The 12778-nt window shown below is 54.4% G+C and carries 10 protein-coding genes and 2 pseudogenes; 7 read left to right on the top strand and 5 right to left on the bottom strand.

The genetic code is table 11. The features are described from left to right. Positions 1 to 82: 82 nt before the first annotated feature. The 6 genes and pseudogenes from F6A13_RS06715 (at position 83) to F6A13_RS06690 (ending at position 3468) form a co-directional block, all read left to right on the top strand. Positions 83 to 364 carry a BrnT family toxin gene (locus F6A13_RS06715; RefSeq protein WP_012536640.1) on the top strand — a complete coding sequence of 94 codons (282 nt, stop codon included), beginning with the start codon at positions 83 to 85 and terminating at the stop codon, positions 362 to 364. Then, positions 361 to 603: a BrnA antitoxin family protein gene (locus F6A13_RS06710; RefSeq protein ID WP_012536639.1), complete on the top strand. Its 243-nt coding sequence runs from the start codon at positions 361 to 363 to the stop codon at positions 601 to 603. The genes F6A13_RS06715 and F6A13_RS06710 overlap by 4 nt, the downstream gene beginning before the upstream one ends. Positions 604 to 907: 304 nt before the next feature. Then, the gene (locus F6A13_RS06705; RefSeq protein WP_146235839.1) at positions 908 to 1291 is read left to right on the top strand and encodes a hypothetical protein; all 384 of its coding nucleotides are present in this window, start codon (positions 908 to 910) and stop codon (positions 1289 to 1291) included. Between the two features lie 237 nt (positions 1292 to 1528). Next, the gene (locus F6A13_RS06700) at positions 1529 to 1954 is read left to right on the top strand and encodes a hypothetical protein (protein WP_012536637.1); all 426 of its coding nucleotides are present in this window, start codon (positions 1529 to 1531) and stop codon (positions 1952 to 1954) included. A gap of 247 nt (positions 1955 to 2201) precedes the next feature. Continuing rightward, positions 2202 to 2390 (top strand): annotated as a pseudogene (locus tag F6A13_RS06695) (IS110 family transposase); the annotation flags it as partial. 628 nt (positions 2391 to 3018) lie between these two features. Further along, positions 3019 to 3468: a hypothetical protein gene (locus F6A13_RS06690; RefSeq protein ID WP_088775928.1), complete on the top strand. Its 450-nt coding sequence runs from the start codon at positions 3019 to 3021 to the stop codon at positions 3466 to 3468. A gap of 362 nt (positions 3469 to 3830) precedes the next feature. Here the strand turns inward: F6A13_RS06690 and F6A13_RS06685 are convergent, their stop codons facing one another. Both F6A13_RS06685 and F6A13_RS06680 read right to left on the bottom strand, forming a co-directional pair. After that, positions 3831 to 4532 carry a hypothetical protein gene (locus F6A13_RS06685; protein ID WP_012536634.1) on the bottom strand — a complete coding sequence of 234 codons (702 nt, stop codon included), beginning with the start codon at positions 4530 to 4532 and terminating at the stop codon, positions 3831 to 3833. A gap of 471 nt (positions 4533 to 5003) precedes the next feature. Continuing rightward, a complete protein-coding gene (locus tag F6A13_RS06680; RefSeq protein WP_012536633.1) occupies positions 5004 to 5513 on the bottom strand; it encodes a hypothetical protein in 510 nt (169 codons plus the stop codon). An 835-nt stretch (positions 5514 to 6348) separates the two neighbouring features. On the opposite strand from F6A13_RS06680, the pseudogene F6A13_RS06675 reads away from it, so the two are divergent. Continuing rightward, positions 6349 to 6686 (top strand): annotated as a pseudogene (locus F6A13_RS06675) (recombinase family protein); the annotation flags it as partial. 129 nt (positions 6687 to 6815) lie between these two features. On the opposite strand, the gene F6A13_RS06670 reads toward F6A13_RS06675, so the two are convergent. From F6A13_RS06670 to F6A13_RS06660, 3 genes are read right to left on the bottom strand one after another with little or no spacing between them, the layout of a single operon-like run. After that, complete coding sequence (locus F6A13_RS06670; RefSeq protein WP_012536632.1) at positions 6816 to 7094, bottom strand: hypothetical protein; 279 nt, start codon at positions 7092 to 7094, stop codon at positions 6816 to 6818. Continuing rightward, a complete protein-coding gene (locus F6A13_RS06665; RefSeq protein ID WP_012536631.1) occupies positions 7091 to 8275 on the bottom strand; it encodes a hypothetical protein in 1185 nt (394 codons plus the stop codon). The genes F6A13_RS06670 and F6A13_RS06665 overlap by 4 nt, the downstream gene beginning before the upstream one ends. A gap of 60 nt (positions 8276 to 8335) precedes the next feature. Then, positions 8336 to 12709, bottom strand: a complete 4374-nt coding sequence (locus F6A13_RS06660; RefSeq protein ID WP_012536630.1) for a DUF3560 domain-containing protein — start codon at positions 12707 to 12709, stop codon at positions 8336 to 8338. Positions 12710 to 12778 lie beyond the last annotated feature (69 nt).

Genomic DNA, 12778 nt, shown 5'->3' with positions numbered 1-12778 from the left:
AACGGAAAATAAAGCACGCTAGTACCGGTTGCAACGGTCGTAATAACGGCTTTTTTAGTGTACATTTGTGCAATAGTGGGCTATGAAGTTCACTTGGGACGACAAAAAGCGGCAGACCAACCTGTGCAATCATCGCGTGGACTTTGCCGATGCCGTCGGGGTCTTTTTTGATGACTGCGCCCTGACCACGGAGGATGTGGATGCCGAAGGTGAGCAGCGTCTGGTGACGATGGGGCGGGACTTCTTGGATCGAGTACTGCTCGTGGTGTACACCGAGCGCGGTGAAGATGAAATACGCCTCATATCCGCCCGTAAAGCCAGCCCAGGAGAACGCAAAGCATATGCAGGAGGTGCGAACCCATGAAAGCAGAGTATGATTTCAGCCAGGCCCGGCGGGGTGCCGTCGCCGTAGAGCCGGGAAAGACCCGCGTGACCATCCGCTTGGATAACGACGTGTTGGACTGGTACAGAAAGCAGGCGCAGGAACATGGCGGCAATTATCAGACCGCGATCAACGCCGCCTTACGGGAACAGATGTCCGCGCAGGATGGGGCACTGGAACGAGTGTTGCGGCGGGTGATCCGTAAAGAAATGCTGGCGTGATCGTAATGTCTCAAAATAGCCCTCAACCGGCAGGCGGAGGACCCAGCACAATCAGGCCATCCTCCTCGGCCCGCCTAGCGGCCGCCAGACAGAATGATGCAAAATGCCTTATATAATAAGCGGTATAATCCCTTACATACTGCACATGGTGATGATAATGTGTAATTATGTGATATTAATTTTGCATAACATTATTTGGAAATTTGTTGTTCCAATCACCGTTTCTTTCGTTGCTTACTGGTTGCTCAAGAAGAGCGATGAGAACACCAGAAGGCGACGATACAGCATACTGGGTGTAGCGATCATGGAAAGTCTGCTCGAAGAAGTGAATCACGGTATAACTATCATGAAGAATAGACAACGTACTCTTTTACCAGTAAAAAGCTGGTACGGCGTTAAAACAGTATCAAACGACGTATTACTGCGCATCATTGCAGTTAGTATGAACATCACAAAAAAAGGCTTTCCACCAAGAGAAATAAGAATACACTGCAAGAACTACTTTGAACATATGTCCGTAAGATGGGAGAATGCGGTAAAAAATTCACAGGGTGACAATGGGGCTATAATTAATAATCTGGTTGACAATTGTAATTTTGTACAAGCTGCTGAAGGAGTGAGAGACATGCTAGTACAATGCAAAGGATTACTTGACAACAATGCAAAGAAACGTTTTTTTCCAAAATAAATATAATATTTTTATATCTATAATGCTTTTTGGACAATGGGGATATGGCCTGTATTCGGGACAAATTGGGAAAAATCTGTTCACATAACTTGTAAGGTTTTCTATGACCTGCAAACTGCCTGTAAAAGAAATGGTGCATTCTGTCTCGTGAATCAGCGGGAAGATCGTCCCACGTTAGCCGACTCACCTCTTTGTTACACGGCACCGGCAGTGCCATCAAATTTACGTTAGGTGCTCATGAACGAACTACGCCAGAAACTTGTGGAAACTGCTTTGGCTTGGGAGCGCGCCTTCGGTAACGCCCCTTCAATTACTTCGGCACTTTCTGAATTTGATGCCGCCGCCTTGGTTGGTTGCACTGCGGAGGAATACTCAGCGTCAATGCAGGGCAAAACATCGGTGCAAAAAGGGTTCGATTTTGAGTTCAAGGGTTCGCGTTATCAAGTCAAGGGCAATCGACCAAGTGGCAAACCTGGTAGCTTTGTTACTCTTGTGCCAAAAGCAAAAAACTACGATTGGGATTTTTTGGTATGGGTGCTCTACAACACACAATACGAAATCCAAGAGGCATGGCTTTGGGAGGTCTCTGCGTATATCGCAGCATTTTATTCAATCAAGCGTCTATCGCCTTCGCATTATCGGCAAGGCAAGAGGCTTGCGTAGTGGCAGCACTTAACATGACGGTCAAGCGGGACGCCAAAAAAGCGGCGCGCCTTACCTTCACGTTAGGATTTATGATGGGTTCAGGATTGCGTGACCAGTCACGTTACGGTGTTACAGATGGCATGGATGCCTCCCCCTACACAGGACCGGCAGCGGGGAGTTTTAGAAGGGAGTCCTCGCTTGAACCGGACGGCATCAAGGTGCCAAAGTGGAAATTTACCCACGCGAAGGACAAGGAGGACTCATCATGGAGATTACAGCCTATGGACTGGATTTGGCAAAGTCGGTCATGCAGTTGCACTGGGTAGATATGGAGACTGGTGAAATCCACCGCAAACAGTTGAAGCGCCGTAGGCTCTTGGAATTCTTCGCCAACCGCCAACCCGGCGTCGTTGCCATGGAGGCCTGCGGAAGTGCGCAGGAGAAAGCGCGAGAGCGGGTGTTGCGGGACACCCTGATGCTGTTGATCCGGCAGAAGCGAGACGCGCAGTTGGAGCAGATCATCGAGAGCGTCTGGCGAGTGCCGGGGTTCTCCGGGATACGGGATCAGGTCAAGAAGCTGGCGAAGCTCCTGCATCAGGAATGGAAGCGCAGCCGGGGCCAGGAAGAGGCCATGCCCGCGATTCCTGAAAGAATCAGGTATCTGCGGCGCTTGCCCAGTCTGGGGCGCGCAAGCCCAGGGAACGGGCGGTGCGGAAAGCGAAAGTGGCCACGCAGAAGCGTCGGGGATGAGCGGTTCACTTGGGCGTATTTTGGGCGAAGTGCCCAAATTCACGCCGCATCGACCGCTGCAATGCCTGTATTCGCTGGCTTTGTGATGGTCGGACCAGAGGATTAGTAATCCGGGTGTCTGGATAAGACTAAAGTCCAACATTAGGCATTACAACGCAAAATGTTCTATACTCACCTCGCGTTTGAGCCTTAGGAGGCGTCATCTCCTTTATCGGCTTTGGTAGGATCGTTTTTAAATGCAGATAGTTGTAAATATCAATTATTTTTATTTTTTTACTACGGTATAGCAGCATTTGAAATATTACTTTTTACGAAATAAGGAGTAAAAAATCATGGGTTGGTTTGAATTCCGTTCGGCATTTGAAGATTTTGTTGAAAACAAGGTTTTTACATCAGTTGAAAGTTTAGGAAGATCAATTGAAAGAGTCGGGGATAGTGCAGTAGAAAAATTGGGTGGAGCTATTGATAACGTGAGCGAAAATCCAGGAAAAACAGCTCTCATAGTAGGCGCTGCTGTTGCAACTGGAGGAGTAGCCTTCGTTGCTGCCCCAGCGGTTGCTGCTGCTGCTGGAGGAGCAGGTTTACTTGGAGCAGCTAGCACAGGGACAGCTATAAGCTCACTCTCTGGTGCGGCCCTTACAAATGCTTCTCTGGCTGCAGTCGGCGGTGGCGCTTTAGCAGCTGGAGGTGGTGGAATGGCTGCTGGTACTGCAGTAATTGCGGGGGCTGGGGCAGTTACTGGCGCAAGTGCTTCTGCAGGAGCGGTCAGTTTAACCAAATAACTCAAGGACCCCTCGATAAAAGTCGTAAGATAATGTCCTGACCGCCAGTATTCACCGGCGGCAGGCGTTTTTTTGAACTGTTCACGGGCAAAAGTAGCCATCACTAATTTTCCCGCAGTGCCCCCAAAAAATGATGGTTTACGCGACAGATAGAAAACGTCAGTTTTTGTGGCTTATTAAAAAATATCGGCTTTTAGCATAGCGCCGAAGACTTGGCGGACACGGAAAGCACCCGCTGAAATTGTTACGGTAACAGTGCATTCCCATACCATCGGATTGGCAACCCGCTGGTCAATGAAATAACCTTATCGAAACGATTGATTCTGAACTCTCAAGTATGGCCGTTTTTTGCGATTGGTAAATTATTTGTACTCATCGATGATAAAAATTGTGTTTTCAACATCGAAGCTGTTCTTAAAAATGTTTCCTTCTAATAACAATACTTTCTTTATAAACCTGCTATACAATGGATAGCGAGAATCGTAATATCTGCTTAGTGATTGAATAATAAATAGTTCATAACCATCGTGCACCGGATAGATAGAATTGTTATATTTTATGTAGTTAAGGCTGCTTTCATGGCGTCTCCAAATAGCGTCTCTTTGTGCTGTTCCGTTTATTGTATAATAAGTTTTTTCTCCAAAACTCACAGTCATAATAAAAAAAGTATACCGATTTAAAACTGTACGTTTAATCGGAGATGGTGTATCACAAAGAAATTTTGATATATAACTGGAAGTTGTGCTTGCTTGCTCGAATCCGTATTCCTCTGGAATTGCTTCATCCAAAAGTATAAATGGATATCTTAATAAGTCGCTTTCAGCCTCAAAAGTAAATATTTTATTTTCAATAATGATTTGAAGCTCATTATTTTTATGGATAGGGTAGAGTTTTCCTCTGTACTTAATGTACGGTAAAATATTCTTTAAATCACGATTATGGAAATATACAACAGAATACTTAATATCTTTTAAATTTAGAAAAACCTTATCAATTTTACCGTTATCATAACATTCTAATCTTCTAGAAATAATTAGAACTTTAATTTTTATTTCTATATCCATGCGTCACTTTAACCCTTTTTTAATGAAACAATATTTATCTATTCGCTGTTTTGACTGGGTGGAATGGAGATCGCACATCATGCTTCTATGGCCTCGCCAATCATTGGTCAACTACCGTCAGCGTTTATCATACCACCTCTCTTCCCATGTCCGTGAGCGGCGCTTGGCGCTCAGTCTAGGCCGCCCGCCTTGACCCGACACAGACGATCACCAGCCAGACCGCTGATGATTTTGCGTGGCCAGAGGCTGAAAACACTGGGGCGCTGTATTTTCAGGTAAAATTTTCAATTGACCACTTATCTTGGTCCCTTAACACAGTTTTCCGTTCCACTGGACCTCAGAGGCCAAGTACAGTTCTGTTTGTATTGATGTCGGGGCGCTGGAGGCTGGGGGAAATGTACTGATTATAAAAAATTATTTAACCCGCAACTTATGCTGTTATTATCGTTATAAATAGGAATATTTTTGTATTCACCAGTTGTCAGGATTGGTGCTGACATCGGGATTCAAATTATGTTCTATATGCAGTATTTGAGCGTTGTTTTGGTCATCAAGATGTTGTTGCTGTACGTTCATACTATTTTGCTCAGATTGGTTTTCCTGCTCCGCTTCATCATCTGCCTCACGGTCACTCATTCCACCGTAATTTTGTAAAGGTGGACTGGTTACAACTGTTGAATTTCTAATTGCTCTAGCTATAGATCTATCAGATTCTAATTGAATAGCCCGCTCCTTTGCTCTAGCGGCTTCAGCATCTCTTTGCTGCGCTTCCTGTGTCTGAAATCTATTATCAGACTGATCATCATCAGTGGTAGGTGCACCGCTAATGATTTTTTCACCGTTGCATGGTGTCCCCTGAAAAGAGTTCCCACACTGATAGATGGCAGCGTCTGAAAAATATGGATACACGCATAAAGATCCAAAGATAAGCCACTTAGGAATCTTCATGTTTCTACCAAGATGCTTTATCAATTCAACCATGAAGAATATTCCTGTAAAAATGGTCTTTATGATGCCTACAGGATCAGACTGTTAGCTGACAGCTTGATGGCTACTCATTGGCAGGCCAAGTCCCACAGCTATCGCCAATAAATTTCGTGCCGCATTCGCGGCATATATAAAAATATTCGTCGTCATGGTTGCCGTGATACCCGACACTCTTTGACAGGTCGGATCGTTCGAGTTGGTCGTGCCTAGAGGAGACCTTGCCATTCAAAAGGTCTTGGCACTTGGAGCATGACTTTGTGATCATCGATAAACCCCCGTTTCGAGCAGCTAACGTAAATTAGACGACATTGCCGGTGCTGGGTAACAAGGGGCTATGCCGCACAACATGGGACGATCCTCCCACAGGTTGAGACCTAATGCATCATTCTGTCTCGTGGGCGCTAGGCGGGCCGGGGCGGATAGCCTGATTTGCTGGGCTCTTCATCTCTCCGTGCGGGGCCTTTTTCGACATTACGATGAGGCTACTCATTTTGGTGCTCCTCTGATTACCGATCATTAGTGCGGGTTTAAGCCCCCACTTGGCCAATCATGCGGCCCTTAAAGCATATACTAGACGGTTTCTGGGTTTGCAGGAAACCATCCACAAATTCTGTGCGCCACCCTGTGGATGGAACCAGCAACCCAGCGGAGAACATCGGGAAAATCCCCAGCCACCAAAAGCATCCAGATCCTCCTCCCGTTCTGTCCGGGTAGATTCCGTCAAACGATCTTTAGTCGGCCATGCCGGACAATGTCCGGGAACGTGCTTGTTTAACGGGTTATCGGACATCAAGATAGATGGACGGAATGACCGACAAAAGGGGCGGTCATGGCACTGATCGGCTATGCGCGGGTATCGACGGCGGAACAGGACACCGCCTTACAGACGGATGCGCTACGCAAGGCGGGATGCGTGCGCGTTTTCGAGGACACGGCTTCCAGGGCCAAGTTAGACCGGCCCGGCTTGGCCGCTCCCTGCCGCACCTGATCGAGACAATCGGCGCGCTGGAAGCGCGTGGTGTCGGTTTCCGGTCGCTGACCGAAAGCATCGACACCACTACGCCGGGCGGACGGCTCATCTTCCACGTGTTCGGCGCGCTGAGCCAGTTCGAGCGCGACTTGATCCGCGAGCGCACCAAGGCCGGGTTGAGTGCGCCAATCCACAGGTTGCACTGGCCTTTCCCCTTCCTGGATTCGCACCCTGAAAGGGGTTTGCTCCCCGCCAGGGGTTCGCACCCTGCAAGGGTTTGACGGAACCCCGTCAGCACCTTGAAAAATCCGAACATCACCGCCTCCTTACAGTTCTATGCCCAGGGCATGACCGGCAATCTGTTTGCCGATCTCCTTTTTCAGCGCCTTCCCGGGTGTTTCAAAACCCAGCCCTTCGGCGCTCTCGGCCAGTTTGTCCACGCGCCGTTGTGCGAGAAATCTCTGGGTGGACCCGACCGGCAGCGATTCGGGGTCGGGCAGTTCACGGAGTTGCGCGAGGATCAGCGCAACCCGCTCCCGATGCGCGGCGTCGCCGCGCTCCAGCTCTTCCTCGGCCCACTCCAGTAGTTCTTCGGCCAGACTCATAGCTGCACCCCTTGGGAATGCTGCTTCTCCTGTGCTTTAGCGGGAGCTCTTTGGGCCTCACGCGCCGGTACCGGGTTGAGCATCTTCGGGTCCACGCCCAAAGCCTGCTCGATGGCCTTGCCCTCCCGATGATCCGGGATCTTCTGAAGCGCGTCGTTGGCCCGCAGACGCCCTGGGTGCTCGTGAATCTGCTGGCCTCCGGAAGAGACCCGCAAATCCACCTTTTCATGGCCACCCAGGGTCGGTTCCGAACGGGAGAGGCTGACGGTCAATTTCTCGCCGCCGTCATACGCTGCCAACGCCGCGAGTCCGCCCTTACCATCCGGCTCAAACACGACAGGCGCTTTTTCGTAGTCCCCCGTCTGGACATCGCGCCGCTGCAAGGTCCCCGTCAACTGCCCATCTTTTTCATAGATGGACAGGTTGTGCCAGACTCCGTCACGGTCCTTGATGCCGGACTCCAGCGCCGGGAAGGCTGCCGCCTGCAAGGCTCCCCGCTCGTTCGCCACGGCCTTGGGCGCAATCCCTTGCTCCACCAGCCGCTCAGACAGACCAGCGGCAACCTCGGCGAAGTAGCTCTCCCGGGTGCTGGCGGCGATCTGGTTCAGGATCTTCCTGTCCTTCATACCGGCATCCAGCATCGGCTTTTGTGCCGCCTCCACCCGCTCCCTGGCCTTCTCGAAGTGCCCGGGAGTAGCCGGAACTTCCTGCCCGTCAGGGCCCTTCATGGTGGCCACATGATCCACGAAAGTCCGATCATCCCGCTCCGTCTGCTTGGCAAAGGCGCCAATGCTGATTTCGCCTCCGGCATGTTCCCGCGTCGCTGTGTCGAGCTTGGTGATCAGCCGCTGAGCAAACTCGGAGCCCATGTCCGCCGACAGGATGGTCCTGCCGGCTTCGTTCTCCAGCGTGACGCGCAGCTTCCTGAAGGTCTCCCCATTGGCCTGCGTTTCCGCGACCTGCACACCCACCAGATTGCCTTTCAGCGCCTGTTCGTACCGTGCCCCATGTTCCTTCAGAGCGTCGCGGACCATCGCCTTGTTCTCCGGGGAGTACCCCTTCTTCCATTCCGCGTCCCCAATCTGTTCCCGCGCGGCTTTCAGTGCTGCGTTGGTCTGTTCGTCATTGACCAGCACAAAGGCATCCGCCAGGTTGTTCCGTTGCATCATTCGAGTAGCCATCACTTTCTCCTTTCCGTCTCCAGCAAAAATTACTCACAAAAACTCCGATACCTGCTGTTTCTATATCTCCACACCCTGCTGCTTCCGCTTCTCCGGCCGTCGGGCTGGAACCCTGTGGGCTTCCCGTGCCGGGTTGAGCATCTTCGGGTCCACGCCCAAAGCCTGTTCGATGACCTTGCCCTCCCGGTGGTCCGGGATTTTCTGGAGCGCTTCATTGGCCCTCAGATGTCCCGGGTACTCATGAATTCGCTGCCAGGCGAAGACTGCGGCGTCCCTCGACTCGGAAAAGACCTTCAGTTCCACACCGCCATCCCGACCACGGGAAAGGCCAACCGCCAGGAGTTCCCCAGACTCCCGCTCAAACCTGGCCACCACCCGATAATTCACGTCAGGCTGAAAAACACCGGCTGGCATCGTCTCCACCAGACCCGTTTCCGCATCGCGCCGCTGCAAGGTCCCCACCAGACGGCCATCGTTTTCCTGCACGGAAAGGTGGTACCAGTCGCCGTCGCGGTCCTTGATGGCCGCAACCAGCGCGGCACCGGGGTCGCGGATAGCATCAGATGGATTCACCGCATGACCTTTTGGGGCGGGGGCATTGTCGAGCCTGGGGGCGGAATCCGGCGCGGCGGCCGCCTGCAAGGTTGCCACCTGCTCGGGCGGCATCAGCGCGTCCAGCTTTTTGATGACATCCCGCGCGGCATATACGGCATTGCCCGTCCACTGGCGTTGCCAGGCGCCCTCGGAAGGCGCCCACCGAAAGCCGCTCGACTTCATGAGATTGCGGACCTCTTCGTCAGGCTTGTCCTCGAACCGGAACTGGATGCGGTTGATCTCCCTGTTCTCCCGAACCGTTCCCCAGGCATACGGTGTCTCACGGTCCTCCAGGGCCTGGGCCTTTTCCAGGATCTGAATACGCTCTTCCAGCCGCCGGATGTTGGCGTTATTGTTGCTGAGGGAGTACGACGCAAAACCCACGGTCCCCATGACATCCGGGGTCAAAATGGCTTTTGCCCGGTCCGGCTGGAACCCCAGATGCTCCAGGGCCGCCTGCTGCGCCTCGGGGCCATCCTTCTGATGTTTGCGGATGGCGGCGTTCGCCGCCTTCATGCGCTCCTGGGAAGACTTCAGATTCTCCACCCGTTCCCTGAGTTTTTTCACGGCATCCGGATCGTCCGCGCTGATGGCGTAGTCGTTGACGCCTTTGGCGCGGCGCTCGTAATACGCTGCCTTCTCCAGCAGGTCGAAGCCTTTGCCAAAGTTCTGGTGGATACGCTCACGAAACTTTCGATCGCGTTTTTCGCTGTGGTGGCCAACCAGGATCGGCTGACCAAAAGGGATGGCGTCCGCCATGCGCCTGGCCTGCTCCATGCGGGCTTTCGCCCGCGCCCGGGTCTTTTCGGAAAGGGCAAGATACCGTTCCTTGCGCGCCTCGATTTTTTGCTCGTAGGCGTTCTTCCTGGGAGCTTCCGGTGCTTTTTGCTCTTTCTGAAGATCGGCAGCCGGTTTCGGAGTAACCCCTTCCGGTGCAATCCCTTGCACAATGCCTGCCTTCTCCAGGGCGTTACGCACCATACCATCGGCGTCCATGGCCAAAACCCGCTTGGCAAAGGCTGTGAACCGCACGTCCTTGACGCGGGAATACTCGCCCCGGTCATTGACCAGATGGTACGTGGTTGCCGCACCCTCCTTGCCAGAAGCAATGCGATCCTGGCCGCCCGCGACTTTCAGCGTCACATACTCCTGTCCATTCACCACCTGGCCACCAACATCCACGCGCAGGCCCTTCAGATCCGCCCAGGCGCCGACCACGCCATCTCGCAAGCCCCGAGCTTCCCGTTCCCGCTCCGCCAGCGCATTGCTTTCCCGCAGGGCCTGCGCCTTTTCAGGACCGGCCCACTCCAGCAACTGTGCGACCCGTTCTTTTTGGGTCTTGCCCAGTTTTACACCCGTAATGTGCGTAAACACCTCTTCCGATCCCGGGTTTTGGCTGTTGTGGCCAATCATTCCCAGCAGGGTTTTGAGATCCTTGTCCTGAATCGCCCCGACCACTTTTCCGATCATCGGGCTGTCCGGACTTGCCTCAATCCCGTGCTTCCAGTAGGTCGCCTGCGCGATTTCCCGGGGATCGCGCAGGCTGCCGGACTCCAGCAGTGCCTTGCCATGCTCCCTGAGCCGTGCCTTGAAAACGTCCCGGATTTCCCGGTCCAGATCGTGAAATCGCTCGCCAAGCCGTCTTGCCTGGTCACGGGCGGTTTGGACGGCAGGCAGATCGGGGATCTCTTCCGGAGTAAATGCCTGCGCCAGGCGCAACTCCGGGGCCGACGCTCCCCGGTTTTCTCCCTCCCGGAGGATCCCAAAGGTATCGTCCACGCCTGTGCGAAAATCCCGCATCATGTCGGAGAAGCCCCGAAAATCCGCCGGAGCCAGGCGCTCGGAGCGCTCGCGGACCGCCGTCACCAGTTTCTCTTCCCGCTGTGGCAACTGGGCGTAAAACGCCTGGTATTCCTGAAGCGCCTGTTCCTTCATCTGGGGGGCTTTCTCTGCCTCTGGAGCGAGAGCCCGGTCGAATCCCACGGCCTGCTCCAGAGCGATCTCGCGGAACTCTCCGTCTCGACCATAGACACGGGCCTCCATACCCTGATCTGGCCCCGTCTCCGCCCGCAGGTGATAGCGGATATCGCCGCCAGAGGTATCCAGGGCCGCGATGATCCGTCCTGAGAAGGGACTGGATGTCACGCCCGGTTCATGCGGTTCAAAACGCACGAGATCGCCGACCTGGGGTCGTTCCATGCGCTGCACCCCCGCATTCAGCTGAGTAGCAACGAGACCCGCCGTGGCCGGACTGACGCCCACAGCCTCGCCATAAGCCACCGGGCTTTCCTGAAGCGCTCTGGCCCATTGCGCGGAACGCTGGGGATCGGTACTGCCTTGCCGCTCCACGAAGGCTTCGGCATTGGCGACGGGATCGCTCAGTCCGGCAAAATTCGGGTGTTCGCCTTGCCGGACGCGGGTGCGGTTTTCAAGAAACGCAATCAGCTCCGGGTCCAGGGCGCGTTCCGGCAAGGCTGCCGCCTGTAGGGCCGCCGCCTGCAGGGCCGCCGCCCGCTCCGACTGCCCGCGCGCGGTTTCGACCGCCATGAGCACGGCGCGGCCCGCCCGATCGCGCGAATCGTCCATGCCCATGGTGCGTTGGTACGCATCGGTCTGCGGATCGATGGCGTCCAGATCCGGACCGGGGGTGCCAGCGCCCGGGATGTGTTCCACCAGGTCGTTAGGCAGTACCGTGGGCACGATGTGGTCCGCCCCGTCCAGGCCGGGGGTGCCGTTGGGCCACCGGTAGATGCGCCTCAGTCGCGTCGCTTCACCGGCCTGGGCGGCGTCAAGCACCACGCCCTCAACCTCTTGCCCAATCTCATTCCTGTATCGGACGTAATCGCCACGGGAGAGGGCTGGTCGCTCCTGCTCCACCTGCAATTCCGGCGTCCGTTCGATCAGATAGTCGCTGATCCCCTGGGCATCTTTGATGGCCTGCATCAGGATCTGCTTGCGCTCTTTCTCCGGCAGGGCTTTGAGCCATGAAGCGAGGTAGGCTGCGGAATTACCCATCTCGCGGCCTTCTTCCAGGTCCTGGGATGCGGGATCAAAGCCGATCCCCAAACTCGCCGCGGTCATGGCCGCCGACATTTCGGCCCGCAGCTCTTCGATGGCGTACTTCTCACTGCCGAAGGAGTTTTTCAGATCGCGGTTCAGTCGTCTCTCATGACCTGTGGCATGGGACAGCTCGTGCAGGAGGGTGGTGTCATGCCCCACAGCCTGCTCGAAAGATTCCACGGGAGGCATCTGCACCCGGTCCTCCGACGGACGATAAAACGCCCGGCCGCCGCCGTACCGCAATTCCACGCCCAGGCGCTCGGCCAGCTTCGGCAACCGCACATCCGGCTTGCCCTCCAGTTTCAGGTCCGGCTCCTGGCGCTCCAGAGGCGGGATGCCGTCCATCTGCGAGGCGTGAAACACGGTGTAATACCGGACACCCAACCGGCGCTCCGTCGGCTCGGGATCTGTCACGCCCTGTTTCTCCAATCGCTGGATTTCTTCCTCTGTGCGCTTGTGCTCGTATTCCTTCCAGACTTCCAGCGGCAAGCCGGAAGCACCCTGGCGCACCTGCCAGCCCTGCTCCTGGGCCTGTTTGTAGGTACACCAGCGGGGATCAGAGGGGTCCGGCGACAAGGCCATCAGGTTTTCGTAATTCACCCCACGGTAGGGCTTTCCGGTCACCGCATTCACGGGCGCAAGGATCTCTCCAGCCTTCCAGGGGCGCTGCCATCGCGCCGTGCCCTGTTCGATCTGTTCAATCAGTCTGTCGGCAAGCTCAAGACGATGGTCTTTCTTTTCAGTGTTGTTCCCAGAACGGGGTGAGGCGGGGACGGGCATCGTACTCTCCAGCGCAGTCAATCTTCGACTGGAGGGTATAGATCGGGCGATCGTGGTATAGCTTTATCG

Origin of the sequence: Acidithiobacillus sp. 'AMD consortium' (assembly GCF_008926505.1) — a bacterium.
GTDB classification, from domain to species: Bacteria; Pseudomonadota; Gammaproteobacteria; order Acidithiobacillales; family Acidithiobacillaceae; genus Acidithiobacillus; species Acidithiobacillus ferridurans.
The sequence above is the reverse complement of the archived record's forward strand: the minus strand, read 5'-3'. Positions and strand labels throughout refer to the sequence as shown.